Annotated in this window: 19 protein-coding genes; 13 read left to right on the top strand and 6 right to left on the bottom strand. The window is 55.9% G+C overall.

The genetic code is table 11. The features are described 5' to 3' along the window. The first annotated feature begins 100 nt into the window (after nucleotides 1-100). From serS to ABIE63_RS12310, 4 genes are all read left to right on the top strand, one after another. Nucleotides 101-1,378 (top strand): serine--tRNA ligase, encoded by a 1,278-nt coding sequence (serS, locus tag ABIE63_RS12295; protein ID WP_354504776.1) that lies wholly within the window; start codon nucleotides 101-103, stop codon nucleotides 1,376-1,378. Then, nucleotides 1,371-2,156: a 5'/3'-nucleotidase SurE gene (gene surE, locus ABIE63_RS12300; RefSeq protein WP_183416371.1), complete on the top strand. Its 786-nt coding sequence runs from the start codon at nucleotides 1,371-1,373 to the stop codon at nucleotides 2,154-2,156. Before serS ends, surE begins: the two co-directional genes overlap by 8 nt. Further along, nucleotides 2,153-2,809 carry a protein-L-isoaspartate(D-aspartate) O-methyltransferase gene (locus ABIE63_RS12305; protein WP_183416372.1) on the top strand — a complete coding sequence of 219 codons (657 nt, stop codon included), beginning with the start codon at nucleotides 2,153-2,155 and terminating at the stop codon, nucleotides 2,807-2,809. Before surE ends, ABIE63_RS12305 begins: the two co-directional genes overlap by 4 nt. Before the next feature lie 98 nt (nucleotides 2,810-2,907). Beyond that, nucleotides 2,908-3,933, top strand: coding sequence for a peptidoglycan DD-metalloendopeptidase family protein (locus ABIE63_RS12310; RefSeq protein WP_354504778.1), 1,026 nt, complete (start codon nucleotides 2,908-2,910; stop codon nucleotides 3,931-3,933). A 15-nt stretch (nucleotides 3,934-3,948) separates the two neighbouring features. Here ABIE63_RS12310 and ABIE63_RS12315 read toward each other — a convergent pair whose 3' ends face one another. Next, entirely contained in the window at nucleotides 3,949-4,827 is an 879-nt protein-coding gene (locus ABIE63_RS12315; protein WP_183416374.1) for an ATP-binding protein, read from the bottom strand. A gap of 175 nt (nucleotides 4,828-5,002) precedes the next feature. Between ABIE63_RS12315 and yajC the strand changes: the two genes are divergently transcribed. The 4 genes from yajC to ABIE63_RS12335 all read left to right on the top strand — a co-directional run bounded on the left by yajC (nucleotide 5,003) and on the right by ABIE63_RS12335 (nucleotide 8,340). Beyond that, a complete protein-coding gene (gene yajC / locus ABIE63_RS12320) occupies nucleotides 5,003-5,341 on the top strand; it encodes a preprotein translocase subunit YajC (protein ID WP_354504779.1) in 339 nt (112 codons plus the stop codon). 71 nt (nucleotides 5,342-5,412) lie between these two features. Further along, nucleotides 5,413-6,975: a protein translocase subunit SecD gene (secD, locus tag ABIE63_RS12325; RefSeq protein ID WP_354504781.1), complete on the top strand. Its 1,563-nt coding sequence runs from the start codon at nucleotides 5,413-5,415 to the stop codon at nucleotides 6,973-6,975. A gap of 20 nt (nucleotides 6,976-6,995) precedes the next feature. Then, entirely contained in the window at nucleotides 6,996-7,925 is a 930-nt protein-coding gene (secF, locus tag ABIE63_RS12330) for a protein translocase subunit SecF (protein WP_183416377.1), read from the top strand. 25 nt (nucleotides 7,926-7,950) lie between these two features. Further along, nucleotides 7,951-8,340, top strand: coding sequence for an Mth938-like domain-containing protein (locus ABIE63_RS12335; RefSeq protein WP_354504782.1), 390 nt, complete (start codon nucleotides 7,951-7,953; stop codon nucleotides 8,338-8,340). Between the two features lie 21 nt (nucleotides 8,341-8,361). On the opposite strand, the gene ABIE63_RS12340 is transcribed toward ABIE63_RS12335, so the two are convergent. Further along, nucleotides 8,362-8,988, bottom strand: coding sequence for a protocatechuate 3,4-dioxygenase (locus ABIE63_RS12340; RefSeq protein ID WP_354504784.1), 627 nt, complete (start codon nucleotides 8,986-8,988; stop codon nucleotides 8,362-8,364). A gap of 159 nt (nucleotides 8,989-9,147) precedes the next feature. Beyond that, nucleotides 9,148-9,747, bottom strand: coding sequence for a superoxide dismutase (locus ABIE63_RS12345; protein WP_354504785.1), 600 nt, complete (start codon nucleotides 9,745-9,747; stop codon nucleotides 9,148-9,150). 181 nt (nucleotides 9,748-9,928) lie between these two features. On the opposite strand from ABIE63_RS12345, the gene ABIE63_RS12350 reads away from it, so the two are divergent. Further along, nucleotides 9,929-10,792 (top strand): phytoene/squalene synthase family protein, encoded by an 864-nt coding sequence (locus tag ABIE63_RS12350; RefSeq protein ID WP_354504786.1) that lies wholly within the window; start codon nucleotides 9,929-9,931, stop codon nucleotides 10,790-10,792. Nucleotide 10,793: 1 nt separating this feature from the next. Here ABIE63_RS12350 and trmFO read toward each other — a convergent pair whose 3' ends face one another. Next, nucleotides 10,794-12,164 (bottom strand): methylenetetrahydrofolate--tRNA-(uracil(54)-C(5))-methyltransferase (FADH(2)-oxidizing) TrmFO, encoded by a 1,371-nt coding sequence (gene trmFO / locus ABIE63_RS12355; RefSeq protein WP_354504788.1) that lies wholly within the window; start codon nucleotides 12,162-12,164, stop codon nucleotides 10,794-10,796. Between the two features lie 107 nt (nucleotides 12,165-12,271). On the opposite strand from trmFO, the gene ABIE63_RS12360 reads away from it, so the two are divergent. Further along, nucleotides 12,272-13,528 (top strand): Zn-dependent hydrolase, encoded by a 1,257-nt coding sequence (locus ABIE63_RS12360; RefSeq protein WP_354504790.1) that lies wholly within the window; start codon nucleotides 12,272-12,274, stop codon nucleotides 13,526-13,528. Nucleotides 13,529-13,624: 96 nt separating this feature from the next. After that, nucleotides 13,625-14,797, top strand: a complete 1,173-nt coding sequence (locus tag ABIE63_RS12365; protein WP_354504792.1) for an aromatic ring-hydroxylating dioxygenase subunit alpha — start codon at nucleotides 13,625-13,627, stop codon at nucleotides 14,795-14,797. Here the strand turns inward: ABIE63_RS12365 and ABIE63_RS12370 are convergent. Together ABIE63_RS12370 and uvrA are read right to left on the bottom strand one after the other, a co-directional pair. Further along, nucleotides 14,794-15,993 carry an adenylate/guanylate cyclase domain-containing protein gene (locus tag ABIE63_RS12370; RefSeq protein ID WP_354504794.1) on the bottom strand — a complete coding sequence of 400 codons (1,200 nt, stop codon included), beginning with the start codon at nucleotides 15,991-15,993 and terminating at the stop codon, nucleotides 14,794-14,796. The two genes, ABIE63_RS12365 and ABIE63_RS12370, sit on opposite strands and share 4 nt — an antisense overlap. 55 nt (nucleotides 15,994-16,048) lie before the next feature. Then, nucleotides 16,049-18,934, bottom strand: coding sequence for an excinuclease ABC subunit UvrA (gene uvrA / locus ABIE63_RS12375; protein WP_354504795.1), 2,886 nt, complete (start codon nucleotides 18,932-18,934; stop codon nucleotides 16,049-16,051). A gap of 216 nt (nucleotides 18,935-19,150) precedes the next feature. On the opposite strand from uvrA, the gene ssb reads away from it, so the two are divergent. Both ssb and ABIE63_RS12385 read left to right on the top strand, forming a co-directional pair. Continuing rightward, the gene (gene ssb / locus ABIE63_RS12380; protein ID WP_183416385.1) at nucleotides 19,151-19,627 is read left to right on the top strand and encodes a single-stranded DNA-binding protein; all 477 of its coding nucleotides are present in this window, start codon (nucleotides 19,151-19,153) and stop codon (nucleotides 19,625-19,627) included. Nucleotides 19,628-19,642: 15 nt separating this feature from the next. Next, nucleotides 19,643-20,092: a GNAT family N-acetyltransferase gene (locus tag ABIE63_RS12385; protein WP_354504797.1), complete on the top strand. Its 450-nt coding sequence runs from the start codon at nucleotides 19,643-19,645 to the stop codon at nucleotides 20,090-20,092. Nucleotides 20,093-20,203: the final 111 nt, after the last annotated feature.

The following is a 20,203-nucleotide window of genomic DNA, read 5'->3' on the forward strand; positions in this document are numbered from 1 at the left end:
CTGAAAAGACAGTGCTTCTTCTCTAGACCTCAGCGCCTTCGGGGCTTTATAAGGCCTTCCAGTCACCATTTTAAACCCGATTCGCCAAAGCGAAGTATCTATGCTCGACATCAAATGGATTCGCGAGAACCCACAGGACCTCGATAGCGCGTTGGGGAAGCGCGGCATTTCGCCTCTGTCCCGGGATTTGCTGCTTTTGGACAAGCGCCGCCGCGCAACGCAAACAGCATTACAAGAACTGCAAACCCGTCGAAACGAGATATCTCGATTAATCGGAGATAAAAAGCGCAAAGGCGAGGACGCTGAGGCTGAAGTGCAAGAAGTCGCGCAGTTGAAGCTACGCATGAGCGAATTGGAAGCCGAGGAGCGGGATACCGGGCACTCGCTCGATCAGTTGATGGCGGGAATTCCTAATATCCCTGCTGAAGATGTGCCGGTCGGCGATGATGAGAAGGCGAATGTTGAGATACGCCGGTGGGGTACCCCTCGGCAGTTCGACTTTACACCGCAGCAGCATTTTGAAATCGGCGAAGCGCTCGGTGGGTTGAACTTCGAGCAGGCTGGCCGTCTGGCGGGTGCCAGATTCACTGTTTTGCATGGTGCGATCGCGCGGCTTCATAGGGCGCTGGCCCAGTTCATGATCAATCTCCACACTGAGCAGCACGGTTACCTTGAAGTGGCGCCGCCCTATCTGGTGCGTGACGAGGCTTTGTTTGGTACTGGTCAACTCCCTAAGTTTGGCGAAGATCTGTTTAGAACGACCGATGACCGATGGCTTATCCCTACCGCAGAGGTGCCACTGACGAATTTGGTCGCTGGTCAAATGTTGGATGCGGGTGAGTTACCGCTTCGTGTTACAGCCTGGACGCCCTGTTTTCGGTCAGAGGCGGGGGCGGCCGGTCGGGATACCCGCGGGATGTTGCGCCAGCACCAGTTCGAGAAGGTAGAGTTGGTTTCCGTCACGTTGCCCGAGGATTCCGGAGCCGAGCATGAAAGGATGACAGCGTGCGCAGAAGAAGTCCTGCGCCTGCTGGAGCTACCTTATCGTACCGTCGTGTTGTCTACCGGAGACATGGGCTTTGGCGCCCGCAAAACCTATGATATCGAGGTTTGGCTGCCTGGACAGGATACCTACCGCGAGATTTCAAGCTGTTCTAACTGTGGCGATTTCCAAGCGCGTCGCATGAAAGCCCGTTTCCGTAGCAAGGAAGACAAAGGCACCGGCTTCCTCCACAGCTTGAATGGTTCAGGAGTTGCGGTCGGGCGGGCCTTGATTGCGGTGATGGAAAATTACCAGGAAGCAGACGGCAGCATCACCATCCCTGAAGTTTTACGCCCACTGATGGGTGGGCTGGAAAGGATCACAGGACGTGCTTGAACCGCTTCCAGACCTATCCAAGGCGCGTATTCTCGTCACAAATGACGATGGTGTACATGCCGAAGGAATCAAGGTCTTGAGGCGGGTCGCGGAGAGCTTGAGCGACGATGTCTGGGTTGTTGCCCCTGATGTCGAACAGAGCGCAACATCCCATTCTCTAACCATGCGGCGCCCCCTTCGGGTCCGTCAGTTGGAGGAGAGGCGATTTTCCGTCGATGGCACGCCGACCGATTGTGTTCTGGTCGCAACGCGATCGATCCTGAAAGATCAGAAACAACCGGATTTGATCCTTTCAGGCGTAAACCTTGGCAGCAATCTTGGTGAAGACGTAACCTATTCGGGTACCGTGGCAGCAGCGATGGAGGGCGCTTTGCTGGGTTTCCGTTCCATGGCGTTTTCCATGGCAGGGGGAGGGGATAATCCCTATCGCTGGCAAACCGCCCTGGAACTAGGACCCGATATTATTTCAAGACTTGCGGTGTGTTCTTGCCACCCTGAAGTTCTCTTGAATGTGAATTTTCCAGACCGGGAGCCCAAGGATGTATTGGGCTTGCGCATTTGTCGCCAAGGCAAGCGGCAGGACGCCACCAACGTCGTTGAAGGCATAGATCCCGGCGGGCGTCCTTATGTTTGGATTGGCAGCTACCTGAGTGATCGTACAACGGAAAACGAGAGCGACCTTGCAGCCGTCGCTGCGGGCTATATTTCGGTAACACCGCTTCACCTTGACCTGACTTTCTCGCCGATGCTCGATGAGCTTAGGGAAAGGATGCAATGACTCTGGAAGCCCGCAAGATACGGCTGATCATGGAACTACGCAGAGGCGGTATCGTTGATACGGCAGTGTTGGCGGCCATTGAGCGTATTCCGCGTGAAACCTTCGTGCCGGCACCCTTTCAGGACCAATCCTACGAGAACCGGACGCTTCCAATTGGTTGCGGCCAAACGTTGAGTCAGCCGGGCGTTGTCGCCCTGATGACTCAGGCGTTACGACCAAATCGCCTGATCAAGGTTCTGGAGGTTGGCACCGGATCCGGCTATCAAGCCTCGATCCTTTCTCGATTGTTCCGGCGCGTCTACACCATAGAGCGCTATCGAGAGCTGTTGAAGACTGCGGAAAGCCGGTTTGATCAACTACGGATCAGCAACATTACAACGCGGGTCGGCGACGGAAATTTGGGTTGGAGCGAGCAGGCGCCATTTCAACGCATTATCGTGACGGCGGCAGCGACGGACATTCCGGGGAAGTTGGTTGATCAGTTGGGGGAGGACGGCGTTATGGTCGTTCCCCTTGCTCGACCGAACCGGGAACAAGAGGTGGTGCGTTTGATTCGAGGCCCAAGCGGATTACAGGAAGAGCACCTGACTACAGTGCGTTTTGTCCCATTGGTTCGCGGTCTTCCGCGCGCATCGGCCATCAAATCCGCCTAATCGGCGATACCCGAATACTGGACCCTTCCGAGTAAGTCTGGCATCAAAAGAGATTGAAGCAGCGCCCGATTCGCGACACCTGCCGGAGCGTGCCCGTTATGCAGTTAAAGAGGCTGTTTAGACCGACCGTGCTTTTAGCTTGTCTGTTCCTGGCGTCTTGTAGCCGGAGCAACGGCCCGGCACCGGTTGTCTATGGCGGCAGTCAGCCGGTAAATGCTTCATCACAGCAACGCTTACCCATACCAAACGAACATGTCGTGGTGGCAGGAGAGACGCTGTTTGGGATTTCTCGTTACTATAATCTTCCAATCCGCGCGCTTATCGAGCGGAACGGATTGCAGCCACCCTATCTGCTGCGCACCGGGCAACGCCTCAGCCTACCTGCACCGGCCGTTCATGTGGTCCGCCGAGGCGAGACAGTCTACGGCCTGTCTCGGCAGTATGGCATCACGACGTCGGATCTTAGCCGCGCGAACGGTCTGACGGCGCCTTACACGATCCAGGTAGGCCAACGGTTGGTGATCCCAAAGAGCGATGATGCTCAGCAGAACCGTACGGTAGGCAGTACCGTGCCTCAATCCACGGTGCCTACGACCGGTGAAACCGCGCCCAACCTGACAGCTGTTCCGGTCGCCAAACCGAGCGTCAAACCGGCATCCAATGCGCAAGCGTCGGTGGGGACGAGTGCCACGCGCCCAACCCCCGCACCGCTACCACAGCCTCCCAGCAGCACAGGGCGCTTCGTTTGGCCCGTCGCAGGAAAGTTACTTTCCACCTTCGGGCCGAAAGCCGGCGGCTTGCATAATGACGGTATCAACATTGCCGCCGCCGCGGGAACGCAGGTGGTAGCCGCCGAGAACGGGGTGGTCGCCTATGCATCGAATGAGATGAAAGGGTTCGGCAATCTTCTGCTTATCAAGCATGACGGCGGATGGGTCACGGCTTATGCCCATAATGCCAAGTTGTTAGTTAGTCGCGGGCAAACGGTTGCGCGCGGTCAACGCATCGCCCTTGTGGGGGCTACCGGTGCGGTTGGAACGCCGCAACTGCATTTCGAGCTTCGTAAGGGCAGTCAAGCAGTTGACCCACTCGGCTACCTCCCAACTCAAACATCGCAACGCTGATTGCATTGAAACCCGCTAGTCGAGCTTCTTTCCGAGGCGCCCCGCTAGATCCTGAACAAACTGCCAAGCAACGCGCCCCGAGCGGCTACCGCGCGTCATTGACCATTCGACCGCTTGGCTGTGGAGGTCCTCCGTGGTGATTTCCAGGCCATACCTCTTGGCGTAACCTTCGATCATGGCAAAGTAGGTATCCTGATCGCAGTTATGGAAACCGAGCCATAGCCCGAAACGGTCTGACAAGCTGACTTTCTCTTCCACCGCTTCTGAAGGATTGATGGCCGTGGAGCGCTCGTTCTCGATCATATCCCGCGGCATCAGGTGTCGCCGGTTAGACGTGGCATAGAAAATCACATTGTCTGGGCGCCCTTCAATTCCGCCCTCCAGAACCGCCTTGAGCGATTTATAGCTAGCGTCCTGTTGATCAAAGCTAAGGTCGTCACAAAAAAGGATGGCACGGCGCGGTTCGCTCCGAAGACGGGTGAGCAGCCTGGGTAGGCTCGGTATATCTTCGCGATGAATTTCAACCAGGATAAGCGCAGTCGCGCTGTTTTCTTCTCTTATTTTATTAACTTCAGCATGTACAGCTTTGACAAGACTAGATTTCCCCATGCCACGTGAGCCCCACAACAAGGCATTGTTGGCAGGAAGATTTCGCGCAAATCGCAACGTATTGTCGAGCAGTATCTGGCGTTGGCGGGCGATGCCTTGCAGCAACTCGATCTCCACGCGGTTTACCTTTTCGACGGGCTCAAGCCAGTCTCCGTCGGCATGCCAAACGAACGCTTCGGCCGCCGGATCGACAGCGGCGCTCGGTGCTCTTGGCGCTAAACGGTCCAGCGCCTCCGCAATGCGTGTGAGCACGGCAACCAAGGTGCCATCTTGCGGGTCATTCATCGCTCGTCCCATCTCCTCAAGGCTATCGAAACGGCGGGAGCCTAGACCTCTGCTAAAAGTGGGTCAATCGGCGGGAGGCCGCAGCATGGCCGCTTTGTTCAGCAAGCATTGCATTTCCTCTATGGGGGGTTATAGTCCGCCCGACTTGAAATGCCTGCGAACCTAGGAGTCGAACATGTTGATTTCTCCCGCCTACGCCCAAGCGGCTGCCCCAGCCGGGGGCGCTGGATTCGATATCGTCAGCTTTTTGCCGCTGATCCTCATTTTCGTTGTTTTTTACTTCTTCTTGATCCGCCCGCAACAAAAGCGGATGAAGGAGCACAAAGCCATGGTGCAAGCATTACGCCGTGGCGACCGTGTTGTGACAGCCGGCGGCATCATCGGCACCGTGACCAAGGTTATTGACGATGCCGAAGTGCAGGTCGAAATTGCGGAGAACGTGAAGGTTCGGGTTATGCGCGCGACCATAACGGATGTGGTTTCCAAGACACCGTCTGGAAAAGACGGCGAGTAAGCATCTGATTGGGGGGTAATAACACCGGTCACCAATGATGATCGGGTTCAGGTAAGCCGGATAGAGCAACCATGATAAATATACCACGTTGGCAATCGATCCTGATTATTGCGGTCGTCTTGTTGGGATTGGGGTTCGCAGCGCCTAATCTCCTTCCCAAGGACGATGCGGAAGCTCTTCCGGATTGGTTGCCCAACCAGCAAATCAATTTGGGTCTCGACCTGCGTGGCGGATCATACCTGCTGCTTGAAGTGCAGATGGATGCGGTAATCCAGGAGCAGCTCGAGAACCTAGTGGATGCGATCCGGCTGTCTCTGCGAGCAGATAAGATCGGTTACACGGACCTTGGCGCGCAAGGAGACCGGGTATCCTTCACGCTTCGCGAAAGTAGCGACGGCGACAGAGTGAGTGCGTTGCTCCGCAACTATAGTGAAGGGTTCCAGATTGGACGGGACGGGGCGGCGTTCTCCTTGACGCTGACCGAGGAGGCTATTCGTCAGCGGCAGGCGACGGTGATGGATCAGTCCATTGAAATCGTGCGTCGCCGCATCGATGAAACGGGAACGCGGGAGCCCTCCATCCAACGTCAGGGCAGCGATCGAATCGTGGTACAGCTTCCTGGGATCGACGATCCAGAGCGGATTAAGGATATCCTGGGGCAGACGGCCAAGATGACCTTCCGTTTTGTTGACAGTGAAATCGTTCCCGGCCGCGACGCCATTCCACCTGGATCGGAGGTGCTCCCGGGTGCCTCACAGAGAGATGGCTTGGATTCTCAGCTTTATGTCGTGCGCAAGCGCGTGATGGTAAGTGGCGATACCTTGACCGATGCCCAACCCACGTTCCAGGAAGGTCAGCCGGTTGTCAGTTTCACGTTCGATTCAGTAGGGGCTAAACGCTTCGCCGATGCCACACGGGAAAACGTAGGTCGTATTTTTGCGATCATACTCGACGACAAGGTTATCTCCGCCCCGGTTATCCGTGAGCCGATCCTCGGCGGAAGCGGCGTTATTAGCGGACGCTTCACGGTCCAAGAAGCTCAGGATATGGCTCTGCTTCTGCGCGCCGGCGCTTTGCCTGCGCCCTTGACCATCCTGGAGGAGCGGACAGTAGGGCCCGGCCTTGGCGCCGATTCCATTCGCGCCGGTGAGATTGCCGCAGTTCTGGGTATGATTCTGGTCATCATATTCATGGGCGCAGCGTATGGACTGTTTGGGGTCTTTGCCAACATCGCACTTCTCGCGAATCTGGTTTTGATCTTGGCGGCATTGTCGGGATTACAGGCGACACTGACGTTGCCTGGAATCGCCGGTATCGTGTTGACCATTGGCATGGCGGTGGATGCGAACGTCCTTATCTTTGAACGCATTCGCGAGGAAGTACGGAATGGGCGTGGCCCGGTTTCCGCAGTTGAATCGGGATTTCGCAGCGCGCTTACGACCATCGTCGATTCGAATCTGACCACATTGATTGCCGCCGTTCTGTTGTTCAACTTTGGCTCCGGTCCCATCAAGGGATTCGCCGTTACTCTGGCCATTGGAATTGTGACCTCAATGTTCTCGGCCATCATGGTGACGCGTTTGATAATTGTGGCATGGCTGCGCCGGCGACGGCCGCAGACCTTGGCTATCTGAAGGGCGGAGGATTAAAAAAAATGGCTCTTATCCGACGTCTTTCCACCAACATGCACCTCCACATGATTGAGCGCCGGTGGTTTGTTTTCGGTTTTGCGGCGCTTATCGTCTTGGCATCGCTGGGCAGTTTCATGGCAAAGGGCTTGAACCTGGGCGTTGATTTCCGAGGCGGTATTCTGATCGAAGTGCGGACGGAAGGTGCGGCCAACCTATCTGATCTGCGGTCGCGCGTCGGCGGGCTGGGCCTGGGCGAGGTAACACTTCAGGAATTTGGTGAACCAACCGATGTTCTCATCAACATCGAGAGGCAACCGGGCGAGGAAGAAGCACAGCAAGCGGCCATCGAGAAGGTGAAATCGGCGATTGGCGATGTGGTTGTCGATTATCGCCGTGTCGAATTGGTAGGGCCCAAAGTTGGTCAGGAGCTTCGCGAGGCGGGCATTCTGGCAACCGTGTTGGCGCTTCTTGGGATAGCCATCTATGTGTGGTTCCGTTTTGAATGGCAGTTCGCCGTGGTCGCTCTGATTGCCCTGATGCATGATGTTATTGGCACGATTGGGTTCTTTGCCTTGACCGGATTGGAATTCAATTTGGCCAGCGTCGCCGCCGTCTTGACGGTGGCTGGCTACTCCATCAACGATACGGTGGTTATAGCCGACCGAGTCAGAGAGAATCTCAGGCGATTCAAGAAAATGCCCTTGGCCGAGGTCTTGAATCGATCGATCGACGAGACGCTTTCACGTACCACGATTACCGGGCTAACGACATTGCTGGCGCTTGTTGCACTCTCGGTTTTCGGTGGCGAGGTGATCCGCGGATTCTCCCTGGCGTTGGTGTGGGGCGTGATTATCGGTACTTACTCGTCGATTGGCTTGGCCGTGCCTTTGCTTGTCTATGTAGGCGTGCGCCGTTCCGCGGTTTCCGAGGAAGCGGCCGAAGCATCGTCCTAGATAATTTTCCGGGGAGGCACATGTCATGGACATCAGTCCGATGGTGCCGAAAGACAGGAAGCTGATCGAAGGCTACGGAGCCGAGGGGTTTCGTATCGCCGGCACGCTCTATGCCGGCTCTGTGCTCCTGATGCGGGACCGCGTCTTGGAATGGGACGTCACAGCGATGGACGAGCTCACCATCGATAGACTGGAACCTCTTTTCGGCGATACATCCGACCTGGAAATACTTTTACTCGGTTGCGGCCTTCAAGGTGTACTGCCCCCAAAAGAACTGAGGTTGGCGGTTCGCGAGCGGGGACCGGTACTTGACAGCATGGATAGCGGAGCTGCCTGCCGGACCTACAACGTTCTTCTGGCGGAGGAGCGGCGGGTGGCGGCCGCGTTGATCCTGCCGCGACCTGAAACCCGCTAAATCGAGCCCTTTCGCTGAACGCTATCCGATCACGATGGTGAATTGAGCTGCAAGAGCATTCCCACCTAGTTCGGGAGCTTGCGCAATTTCCAACGTTACCGCTTTTCGCTCAGCTTCCGTTGCGATCGCGCGATAGATACCGTCACGCTCATTCGCGGGGTCTCCAGCGACATAGAACTGCGTGGTGAGCGTTTCCGTACCGTCTGGGGTGAATACCTTGAGGTGGATGTGGGGTGCCCGCCAGCTATAGGGCACGGGTTTGATTGTGCGGAATCTACATGCGCCTTCGACATTGCTGCGAGTTTCGCCGAAGCCTTGGAAGTTCGGATCGCGTCCGGCCGCGCGGTCGCGTGGGTGATGATAGATCCCTTTGGCATCGCACTGCCAAATTTGAATGATGGCCCCGTCGATTGCAGCACCATCGGTGTTCAGGATACGGCCAAACAAGTGTAACGGTGTCCCCATGACCCTGCCGGATTTGCCGGCTATTTTTAGGAGGTCGTTGTCGTGATCAAGAGGGAGCTCTCGCGGATAGAAGGGCCCCTCGGTCTGTTGCGGGGTCGGGGTCAAGGCGGCGAGAGCCACGCGCGGCATTGCTGCGAGGCCGCTGACAAGTAACCCGGACTTCACGAACCAGCGTCGATTCATCTCGTTCTCCTGAGTAACTTCTGCTGGGGTCTCACTAATACAAGAAGCAAATGGGCCTGTAATAGCCAGACACATCTGCGTGTGATGGATACCCCTCAGACCAAAAGAAAAAGGGCGCCCCGTTGGACGCCCTTCCCATAACTCTTTAACCCATTTGGGCTATGCTTTCGCCAGATTGGCGTTTGCAAAATCCCAGTTCACTAAATGGTCCAGGAAAGCTGCAAGAAAATCCGGGCGGCGGTTCTGGTAATCCAGGTAATAGGCGTGCTCCCATACATCGCAAGTCAGGAGCGGCGTCTGACCGGGCGTCACCAACGGCGTATCAGCATTCAAGGATGCAACGATCTTAACGCTATCGCCTTCAGCAACCAGCCAAACCCAACCACTACCGAAACGCCCGGCACCGGCGGCCTTGAATTGCTTGGCAAACTCCTCGTAGGAGCCAAAGGAGGCGTTGATCTTCTCGGCGATCGCACCACTTGGCGCGCCACCACCGCCTGGCTTCATGGAATTCCAGAAGAACGTGTGGTTCCAAATCTGGGCCGATTGATTGAACAGGCCGTTATCGCCTGAATCCTTGGCGGATTGGATCACGGCTTCCAGGCTTTTGCCTTCCAAAGCGGTGCCTGCAAGCAGCTCATTGGTTTTAACCACGTAAGCATTGTGGTGTTTGCCATGGTGGAAATCAAAAGTTTGCGCGGAGATATGCGGCTCCAGTGCGTTCTTAGCGTAGGGCAACTGCGGAAGCTCGAAGGCCATCTCTTCCCCCTTAAAGGTTAAACAAATTTGGAAGCCGACCCGTTTCCGGATCGGTTCAGGAATTACACACATCAGATAAGCTTTTTTCCCTCAGATGTTAACCCGTCACGACATGAAAAATACATTATGCGCCGCCTTTTATCCTCTTGGCTGCCCGACCGTGTCCTTCTAGCTTGTGGCCATGACCCTGACGGACGACCTTTCCTATTGCAGTGACCAGCTACGCCGGCTGGATCATGATCGCTATCTGATCACTCTTCTGGCACCGGAGCGGACGCGAGCTTCTTTGCTGGCGCTCTACGCTTTCAATCTTGAGATCGCGCGAACGGCTGAAAGTGTGTCCGAGCCGATGCTAGGGCAGATACGTCTGCAATGGTGGCGTGAGGCGATTGAGGGTATCTACAGCGGCACGCCGCGGCGTCATGCTGTGATCCAACCTTTGAACGAGGCGATACGGTCCTTGGAACTGCCCCGCGCGCATTTCGATGCCTTGATCGACGCGCGCGAATCAGATCTGGAGTCCGAACCCTTCGCCGATCGGGAAGAATTCCTTCGATATACCGAGATCACGGGCGGCCTGATAGAAGAACTCGCGGTCCGAACGGTAGCGCCCGATGAGGCCGAAGCTTGGTCGGCTGCCCGTCAGGTCGGACAGGCCTGGGCAATCATCGGCATAATGCGTGCCGTTCCTTTCATGGCAGCGCAAGGGCGCGCAATGTTACCGATGACGGACCTGCGAGCGGCCGGCATGACGCGTGACGACCTGACCTTGTCAGGCAAGGACTCAAAAAACGGCAGTCGGGGGCTGGCCGGAATCGTCGAGGCCTATGTTCAGGTCGCCCAAGAAAACCTGACAAGGGCGCGGCGCGAGGCTAAGCATCTTCCCCGACAAGTGATACAGCAGTTGTCTCTCGCGCGGATCGCGGACTTGCATATCAAGCGTTTCGCACGATACGGCTACGATCCCTTTAATGGCAAACTTCAGATCAATCCACCTAGTCGAGCCTGGCGACTACTGGTGGCCAAATTGTTGAACCGCTTCTGAATTACTCGGCGGCCCTACGATCGCCTGACAGCCATGTGCCGAGGTCTGCCAGGGCACGTTGGCTGTAGGCGCGTTTACGTTCCCGCTTTCCCAGGCGCTTGGCCGTTTGTGGGTCAAGCGGTGGGAATAGGCCGAAATTTACATTCATTGGCTGAAAGCCTTCGGCTTCCGCACCGCCGGTTATATGCTCAAGCAAGGCGCCCAAGGCAGTTGTTGCCGGAGGCTGGGATAGGTCTTGCCCCAGTCTTTCCGATGCTGCGAATCGACCTGTAAGAAGTCCGATCGCAGCGCTCTCTATGTAGCCTTCCACGCCGGTAACCTGGCCGGCAAACCGCAAGCGGGGATCCACCTTCAATCGGCAGGTACCATCAAGCAGCCGTGGTGAGTTGATGAACGTATTGCGATGGATGCCGCCGAGACGCGCAAACTCAGCGTTTTCCAGGCCTGGAATCATCTGAAAAATGCGCACTTGTTCGGCGTACTTCAGCTTGGTTTGGAAGCCCACAAGATTATAGAGGGTTCCCAAGCGGTTATCCTGGCGCAATTGCACGACCGCATAGGGGCGGCGGTCGCGATGGGGATCGGTCAATCCAACCGGCTTCATGGGACCGAAACGCAAGGTCTCTTTGCCACGCTCGGCCATTACTTCGATCGGTAGGCAGCCCTCGAAATAGGGTGTCGATTCCTCCCAATCCTTAAATGCAGTCTTCTCTCCGTCCAGCAATGCCTGGATAAAAGCCTCGTACTGCTCTTTGTCCATGGGGCAGTTGATGTAGTCCTTACCTGTCCCGCCCGGTCCTTCCTTGTCGTAGCGTGATTGGTACCAAGCGCGGGAAAGATCGATACTGTCCTTGTGCACAATCGGTGCAATGGCATCGAAGAAAGAGAGGTAACCCTCGCCGGTGGCATCGCGAATGGCTTCGGCCAGCGCGGGTGAGGTGAGGGGGCCGGTTGCAAGGATTACTGAGTCCCACTCCTGCGGTGGTAGCCCGGCAACCTCTTCACGTTGGATCGACAAAAGAGGCTCCGCCTCCAAGGCCGCGGTCACGGCCTGTGAGAAAACATCCCGATCAACCGCGAGGGCGCCGCCCGCCGGAACCTTCGCAGTCTCAGCAGCGCGCATGATGAGCGAATCGCAACGGCGCATCTCTTCGTGCAACAGGCCCACGGCATTGTACTCGACATCATCCGAACGAAAGGAGTTGGAGCAAACCAGCTCCGCAAGCCCGTCTGTATGATGGGCATCGGTTTTACGGACCGGACGCATTTCATGCAGGATGACGGGGACACCGGCACGGGTCAGCTGCCAGGCAGCTTCGCTGCCAGCAAGTCCGCCGCCTACGACATGAACCGCCTTGGGTGCTTCTTTCATGATGGTCTCCTGTAGCTGCATCCTGTCTCGTGAAGTCCTCATGGAATGAGGATTTCCCGATCAGGGGGCACTTGTTAGCATTGCCCAGCAAAGACTGAAAGGGAGCGATGATGAGCGAGGAAGCTTTGCCCAACAAGAACCTGCGCATAGATGGTACACGACTCTGGCGCAGCCTGATGGAAATGGCGGAAATCGGCGCAACGCCAAAAGGCGGCGTTTGTCGTTTGGCCCTTAGCGACCTGGACAAGCAAGGCCGAGACCTTTTTAGGGAATGGTGCGAAGCAGCAGGATGCAGCGTCACAGTAGACCCCATGGGCAACATGTTCGCGCGGCGTCCAGGATTGGATCCCAAGCGAGCGCCCATTCAAACCGGTAGCCATCTCGATAGTCAGCCGACCGGTGGCAAATTTGACGGCGCCTACGGCGTTCTCGCCGGACTAGAAGTCATCCGTACATTGAATGACAATGGGATTGAAACCGAGGCCCCGTTTGAAGTTGTCGTCTGGACCAATGAGGAAGGAAGTCGGTTTGCACCGGCGATGATTGGATCAGGCGTTTTCTCAGGGACCTTCTCTTTGGAGGAGGGGCACGGAAAGCAAGACAAGGATGGTAAGACCATTGGGGGTGAACTGACCCGCATTGGTTATTTGGGAACGGCGCCGCTTGGTCATCCGGTCGGCGCCTATTTCGAGGCGCACATTGAGCAGGGACCAATTCTGGAAGCCGACAGTAAGCAGATAGGTATTGTTTCCGGAGTGCAGGGGCAGATTTGGTATGAGATCACACTGACCGGTCAGGAATCTCACGCTGGCACAACGCCGATGCCCGTCCGACGAGACGCCCTTGTAGGGGCTGCTGGACTGATTGAGGCGGTAAACCGAATTGGGCAGGCTCATAATCCCGGTGGCTGCGGGACGGTGGGCATGCTTCAGGTTCATCCGAACAGCAGGAACGTTATTCCCGGCAAGGTTTTCCTCACGGTTGATTTCCGTCATCCTTCAGATCAGGCCTTGGCGCTCATGGATCAGGAAATACGAGCAGAATCGCGGGCGATTGCCGACAAGCACTCTTTAGACCTGGATCTGCAAAAAATTTGGTCATTTCCGGCGCTGGAATTCGATCGCGACTGTGTCGCGGCCGTGACGCGGGCCACGACACAATGCGGCTACAGCAATAGAGCGATTGTCAGTGGTGCAGGACACGATGCCGTCTATCTGTCAAAGGTCGCACCCACCGGTATGATCTTCATCCCCTGTGCCGATGGCATCAGCCACAATGAGATTGAAAGTGCAACGCCGGAAGATGCGGAAGCCGGGTGCAATGTGCTGCTGCATGCCATGTTGGCCATGGCGGACCGTGACTAAGGTTCTTTTCGCGACGCGAGTAAGTCGCCCACAAGCAGGACAAGGGGCTGTTCCTAGCCAAGTCTGCAGGAAGATCCTGCGTGACCGGAGGTCGGAATGCCAGATGATGCCTTGCTCTCCAATGATACGGTGGAAGCCTTATTCAGGGCTCCCGAGCTCGCACGCGGATTGCCGAACGCCTGCTACCATGATCGCGAGTACTTCGCTCGAGAGGCTGATAAAATATTTACGCGGCAGTGGGTCTGCGTGGCTGTCGCTTCCGAGGTGCCCGAACCCGGCGACGTGAAGCCGGTCTCCGTCGCCGGAAAACCGCTTGTCGTACTTCGGGACCGCACCGGCGTGGTCCGGGTGTTCCATAACGTATGCAGCCATCGTGGCGTTAAACTCGTCGATGCGCCTTGCAAAGGCGTACCTGCACTTCGCTGCCCCTATCATTCCTGGGCGTATGCCTTGGATGGGCAGCTCAAAGCAACCCCGCATGTGGGGGGCGTTGGGCAAAACCGTGTTGCAGGCTTCAGCCGCGACGATAAGGGTCTCAAGCCGGTTCGCGCCGTTGTCTGGTGGGATATGGTTTTCGTGAACATTTCCGGCGATGCGCCGGAGTTCTCGTCTTTAGCCGCACCGCTGTCGGAACGCTGGAAGCGTTGGGACATGAGGCATTTGCGGTATGGCGGAAGCGAGGATTCATCACTCTCATTGCCAGTCAACACCAACTGGAAACTAGCAGTCGAAAACTATTGTGAGAGCTATCACCTGCCTTGGGTGCATCCTGGATTGAACAGCTACTCCCGCCTTGAAGATCACTATCATATATTCGGTGAAAACTTTTCCGGTCAAGGCAGCACCAAATACGACGCACGCCTGCCGAACGCCTGGAGCCTGCCGAAGTTTCCGGGTTTGACGGAGGAGGAGGAGGCACTGGCTGAGTATGTTGTGTTCTTTCCCAACGTCTTACTCGGCATTCAAGCTGACCATTTTTATGTCATGATCCTTGATGTGGAGGATTCTCAAAAAACTGTGGAGCGTCTGCACATCTATTATTTGCAAGAAGCGTGGGAACAGCCTGACCTCCCTGCAATCAGGGCCTTGACGCGCGATCGCTGGCGTGAGGTCTTTGTCGAAGACATCGATTTGGTCGAGCGTTTACAGCAAGGGCGGGTATCACCAGCCTTTGACGGGGGGTGTTTTTCTCCTGTGATGGATACGCCAACGCTCCACTTTCAGCGGTTGATAGCAAAGGCGGCGGGGCAGGCTCCGGAAAATTTCTAATCAGCAGCGCTAGCGGATTCAGTGGTTAGAATTTCCTTCCAATCACCGATTCCCTTGAGCGGAAACTTGCCTAAACTGCGGTAGTTCACATCGGATTCGCGTTCCGCAAAATCTGCCGACACGACGATGCGGTCCTTGGTTTTCTTGCTGAATGGCTCAATACGGGTAACCATGTTCACCGCTGGGCCTATGACCGTGAAATCCAAACGATCCGTGGTGCCGACATTACCAAAGCGCACATCCCCGACATGAAGCGCTATACCACAAGTCAGATCGAAGTCATCTTCCTCTTTCCGGCGCTTTGCCATGGCCGCTTGAGCCGCCTGAGCAGCCCCCAAGGCCTGTTTGCAAGCGGTGCAGTGATAGGTATGCCCTTCGGGGCAGGGGAAGATAGCCAGAATGCCATCGCCGATAAATTTGAGAATTTCACCGCCGGCGTCCGTCAAACACTTACCGACCGTCTCAAAATAGCGGTCCAATAATTCAATGACGTGCGGCAGGGGTTTGGATTCGGAAAGCGGTGTGAAGTTGCGAAGGTCGCAGTAAAAGAGGACGGCATGCACAGCTTCACTGTCACCTCGAAGAATCGAACCTCGGAGAATCCTTTCGCCGGCATCGTGGCCGACATAGGTGTCTAGAAGGGTTCGCGCCAGACGCCTTGTTTCCTGCAACTCGAGCGCCGTGCCAAAGGCTTTCAAACTCGATTCCAGAATGTCGAGGTGGCGTTGGCTGAAACCATCCGTGTGACGGGTTGCTATCGAAAGCGCCGCGGGCCCTAGAATCCACAAGGGCACAGGTAACATCAGATAATGGACATAGCCCTGGTGCTTCAAGTCCAACAGTACCGGATAATCCTTGGGATCCTTGTGGCGATCGAGTCGCCGTTCAATCACCTTATTCGTATCACCGCCCTCGAAGATATCGCGCACGGGTGAGTGAATGTAATCTTCATGCTTTTCGACGCCGTGACCGCGCTTGACTTCAATGGCACCGCCTGAGTCGCGGCTCCAATGGAAACTTCGAGCCCGCAGCCCTGGGTTCAGCTGTCGCATGTGCAAAGTCATGCGGTCGGCGGGGACCCCGCGCAGTATCAATTGCCGGGCGAAGGCATCGAAAAAGAGGGTCCCGCGGCCAAAGCTGTCATGTTGACTTAGAAGCCAATCACGCAGGTCCTCAGGGTCATCGCTGTGATGCATGATTTTGTCATTCATGGTTGGCATAAAGTAAGGAACGACAAACGGAATACAAGCATCACGCTCGCTTCCTCATGGCATCAGTTCGCGCCTTTTTCGTACCCAGATAGGGAGAGAGATAAGCGCCGGTGTGGCTTTCAGCGGATTTGGCGATTTCCTCAGGCGTGCCACTCGCGATGATGTGACCACCCTTGCTGCCGCCATCAGGTCCAAGATCAACGATCCAATCAGCCGTCTTGATAACCTCCAGATTATGTTCAATCACGACGACGGTATTGCCCTGATTGACAAGTGCTTGAAGGACTTCGAGGAGTTTCCGTATATCCTCAAAATGGAGACCGGTGGTCGGCTCATCCAGAATGTAGAGAGTGCGACCGGTCGCGCGTTTGGAAAGCTCACGGGAAAGCTTGATACGTTGAGCTTCGCCCCCCGACAGTGTTGTGGCTGGCTGACCAACCTTGATGTAACCCAAGCCCACGCGCTCCAAGGTTTCCAACTTAGTCCGAATGCTCGGAACTGCCTTGAAAAACCCTACGCCTTCCTCAACTGTCATATCAAGAACATCTGCTATTGATTTGTTTTTAAATTTTATTTCTAATGTTTCTCGATCATATCTATGTCCCTTACAAACGTCGCACTGAACGTAGATATCCGGGAGGAAGTGCATCTCGATCTTGATAACGCCGTCGCCCTGACATGCTTCACATCGACCCCCCTTTACATTGAACGAAAAGCGACCTGGCTTATAACCCCGGGCCTTGGCTTCAGGCATGCCGGCGAACCATTCCCGTATGGGCGTGAAACAGCCGGTGTAAGTTGCGGGATTGGAGCGAGGGGTGCGCCCGATCGGTGATTGATCGATGTCGATTACCTTGTCGAGGAACTCTAACCCTTCGATAGCATCGTGGACGCCGGGTATCTCCCGTGCACCGTTCAAACGCCTGGCCAACGCCTTATAGAGTGTTTGGATCACCAGTGTTGACTTGCCAGAACCGGAGACACCTGTGACGCAGGTAAAGGTGCCGAGCGGAATCTCTGCGGTTACGGAATGCAGATTATGTTCACGCGCACCCCGTATGAGTATTTTCTGACCTCGGTGCCCTTTGCGGCGTTTTTCGGGTAAGGGAATTTCCTTGATTCCGGTGAGATACTGCGCCGTGAGGCTCCGTTCGGTGCTGTTCATGACCTCTTCCGGCAATCCCTGAGCCACGACTTCGCCGCCGTGAACGCCTGCACCAGGCCCCATGTCCACCAAATAATCGGCGGACCTGATAGCATCCTCGTCGTGCTCAACGACGATCACGGTGTTTCCCAGATCCCGAAGCCGTTTGAGGGTTTCCAATAACCGAGCATTGTCGCGCTGATGGAGTCCGATGGAGGGCTCATCCAACACATAAAGCACCCCTGTCAGCCCCGAACCAATTTGCGAAGCAAGACGGATACGTTGGCTCTCACCGCCCGAAAGTGTTGCCGAAGCCCGGCTTAGGGTTAGGTAATCCAGACCGACGGCTTCAAGGAAAGACAAACGCTCATTGATCTCCTTGAGAATTCGCTCTGCGATTTCCTTTTGTTTAGGCGTCAGGTGGTCGTTTAATCCGCGAAACCAATTGACCGCCTCCGCAACGGCCAGTTCGGCACATTCACCGATGTGGCGATCGCCGATCTTCACGGAAAGAGCTTCTGGTTTCAGTCGGTAACCGCTGCATGTTTCGCAGGCACGATTGGATTGATACTTCGCCAGGTCCTCGCGCACCCAGTCGCTATCGGTCTCTCGCCACCGGCGCTCCATGTTGGGAATAATTCCCTCAAATGGCTTGTTTGTCTCATAGGTGCGCAGCCCATCGTCGTAACGTAGCGTGACTGGATTTCCGCCGGATCCATAGAGGAGGGCGTGCTGTACCGCTTCCGGAAGGTCCTCCCAATTTGTGGTGACTGAAACCTTGTAGTGCTTGGCGAGGCTATCGAGCGTTTGCTTGTAATAGGGAGAGGTGGAGTTCGCCCAGGGCGCGATGGCTCCCTGTCGCAACGAACGATTACCCTCGGGCACCACCATGGAGGGATCGAAGTAGAGCGTGGACCCCAAACCGTCACATGCGGGACAAGCGCCAAAGGGATTGTTAAAGGAAAAGAGGCGGGGCTCAATCTCGTCGATCGTGAAGCCGGAAACCGGGCAGGCAAATTTTGCGGAGTAGGTCACCCTTTCGCCTGAATCCGCATCCTCGGTGAAAGCCAAACCGTCGGCCAGAGTAAGAGCGGTCTCAAAGGAATCCGCCAGTCTGCTTTCTAAACCGTCGCGAACCACCAAGCGATCCACGACGACCTCGATATCGTGCTTGCGCTTCTTATCCAGTTCCGGCGCGTTTTCGATATCGTGGATTTCGCCGTCGATCTTCACACGTTGAAATCCGCGCTTGCGGAGATCCAGAAGTTCCTTGCGATACTCCCCTTTCCGGCCTCGCACGATGGGTGCAAGTAGGTACAAACGGGTTCCTTCCTTCAAGGCCATCACACGGTCAACCATCTGGCTGACTGTTTGGCTTTCAATCGGCAAGCCGGTCGCCGGTGAATAAGGAATGCCAACCCGTGCGTAGAGTAAGCGCAGATAGTCATAAATTTCCGTCACGGTACCCACTGTAGAGCGCGGGTTTTTCGACGTTGTTTTCTGCTCGATCGATATCGCGGGAGAAAGGCCCTCGATAGAATCGACGTCCGGCTTTTGCATAAGTTCCAAAAACTGCCGAGCGTAGGCTGACAAGGATTCTACATAGCGTCTTTGGCCCTCTGCGTAGATCGTGTCAAAAGCCAGGGACGATTTGCCTGATCCCGACAGACCGGTGATGACCACGAGTTTCTCGCGCGGTAAATCAACATTGACGGATTTAAGATTATGTTCGCGGGCCCCTCGCACGGCGATGACGGGGGCAGACGTTGGCTTTTCGCTCAAGGCACCTGGTTCCGATTGCTATAAGGTATGGGTTCGTTGTTAGAGGCAATATGGCGCAAGCAGCGAGGCATTGCCACTCCTGGATGTTCACTTTATTTTCTCGTTGCGCCTTCACGGGTGACAGGGCCCACTTCTCCGGTCTAGAGTGCGCTCTCGGCGAGCCTTTATAGGGCTCGTATTTCTAAGCAATGTGTTTCAAGGGGAGTGCCGTACGTCATGGCCGGAAGCGTCAACAAAGTAATTTTAATCGGGAATCTCGGCCGAGACCCGGAGATCCGTACCACGAACGACGGCACCAAGGTTGCAAACTTCACTCTCGCAACCAACGAAACCTGGCGTGACCGACAGAGCGGAGAACGCCGAGAACGCACAGAATGGCATCGCATCGTGGTCTTCAATGACCGATTGGTGGATGTCATTGAGAAGTACCTCAAGAAGGGCGCGAAGGTTTACTTGGAAGGTCAGTTGCAAACACGTAAATGGACCGGCCAGGATGGTAAGGAAAATTATACGACGGAGATCGTGCTCCAACGGTATCGTGGTGAACTGACGATGCTCGACGGACGCGGCGAGGGCGGCGGTGGCGGAAGCTATAGCGGTGATGATTATGGCAGCGGCTCGTCGGGTGGGGGGTCGTCATCTGCGTCCGGCGGTTCGTCCGGCGGGGACCTTGATGACGAGATTCCATTCTAGAGAATTGCTCGGATCATGTGCTCGCTGCTCTGGCGTGAATTTGCCGAGCTTGAAAAGGAAGAGCTCTACGCACTTTTAAAGCTGCGTGCCGATGTATTCATTTTAGAACAGCGTTCCTTTTTTCAGGATATAGATGGCCAGGATCAGGCTGGGCTTCATCTGCTGTTATTGGATCGGGAAGAGCGCATTATCGGTACGCTGCGCTTGTTGCCCGGCGCACAAGGGCGGTCGGTCACAATTGGCCGGGTCGTTTTAGCCCCGAGCGCACGCGGTCGAGGGTACGGTCGGCGGATGCTGGTTGCGGCCCTTGAGGAGATAGCCCGCCGGTGGGGACGTTCTTCCGTGCACTTGTCCGCGCAGTCGGCGCAGGAAAAATTCTATGCGGGTTTTGGGTTTTCCAGGGTCTCCGATCCCTATGACGATGCCGGAATCGAGCACATCGATATGCGGCTGGATCGCAGTTAGACACGCTTGAAGCGCGTGGGAAAAAACACCTTGCTCCGGATCGCCTTCTGGCGTTGTTGCAGTGCAATGACTCTGCTATATTTTCAGGCGATTTTAAGGAGCGCCTCCTGG

Source organism: Limibacillus sp. MBR-115 (assembly GCF_040549425.1).
Lineage (GTDB): Bacteria > Pseudomonadota > Alphaproteobacteria > Kiloniellales > CECT-8803 > Limibacillus > Limibacillus halophilus.

What these genes read in the sequence shown, in the direction of transcription:
- trmFO (WP_354504788.1), bottom strand. Translation starts at nt 12,164, where the DNA reads ATGAAAGAAGCACCCAAGGCGGTTCATGTCGTAGGCGGCGGACTTGCT.
- ABIE63_RS12370 (WP_354504794.1), bottom strand. Translation starts at nt 15,993, where the DNA reads ATGCATCACAGCGATGACCCTGAGGACCTGCGTGATTGGCTTCTAAGT.
- ABIE63_RS12310 (WP_354504778.1), top strand. Translation starts at nt 2,908, where the DNA reads ATGCAGTTAAAGAGGCTGTTTAGACCGACCGTGCTTTTAGCTTGTCTG.
- secD (WP_354504781.1), top strand. Translation starts at nt 5,413, where the DNA reads ATGATAAATATACCACGTTGGCAATCGATCCTGATTATTGCGGTCGTC.
- ABIE63_RS12385 (WP_354504797.1), top strand. Translation starts at nt 19,643, where the DNA reads ATGTGCTCGCTGCTCTGGCGTGAATTTGCCGAGCTTGAAAAGGAAGAG.
- ABIE63_RS12350 (WP_354504786.1), top strand. Translation starts at nt 9,929, where the DNA reads ATGACCCTGACGGACGACCTTTCCTATTGCAGTGACCAGCTACGCCGG.
- secF (WP_183416377.1), top strand. Translation starts at nt 6,996, where the DNA reads ATGGCTCTTATCCGACGTCTTTCCACCAACATGCACCTCCACATGATT.
- ABIE63_RS12365 (WP_354504792.1), top strand. Translation starts at nt 13,625, where the DNA reads ATGCCAGATGATGCCTTGCTCTCCAATGATACGGTGGAAGCCTTATTC.
- yajC (WP_354504779.1), top strand. Translation starts at nt 5,003, where the DNA reads ATGTTGATTTCTCCCGCCTACGCCCAAGCGGCTGCCCCAGCCGGGGGC.
- ABIE63_RS12335 (WP_354504782.1), top strand. Translation starts at nt 7,951, where the DNA reads ATGGACATCAGTCCGATGGTGCCGAAAGACAGGAAGCTGATCGAAGGC.
- ABIE63_RS12305 (WP_183416372.1), top strand. Translation starts at nt 2,153, where the DNA reads ATGACTCTGGAAGCCCGCAAGATACGGCTGATCATGGAACTACGCAGA.
- ABIE63_RS12315 (WP_183416374.1), bottom strand. Translation starts at nt 4,827, where the DNA reads ATGAATGACCCGCAAGATGGCACCTTGGTTGCCGTGCTCACACGCATT.
- ABIE63_RS12345 (WP_354504785.1), bottom strand. Translation starts at nt 9,747, where the DNA reads ATGGCCTTCGAGCTTCCGCAGTTGCCCTACGCTAAGAACGCACTGGAG.
- ABIE63_RS12340 (WP_354504784.1), bottom strand. Translation starts at nt 8,988, where the DNA reads ATGAATCGACGCTGGTTCGTGAAGTCCGGGTTACTTGTCAGCGGCCTC.
- ssb (WP_183416385.1), top strand. Translation starts at nt 19,151, where the DNA reads ATGGCCGGAAGCGTCAACAAAGTAATTTTAATCGGGAATCTCGGCCGA.
- serS (WP_354504776.1), top strand. Translation starts at nt 101, where the DNA reads ATGCTCGACATCAAATGGATTCGCGAGAACCCACAGGACCTCGATAGC.
- ABIE63_RS12360 (WP_354504790.1), top strand. Translation starts at nt 12,272, where the DNA reads ATGATGAGCGAGGAAGCTTTGCCCAACAAGAACCTGCGCATAGATGGT.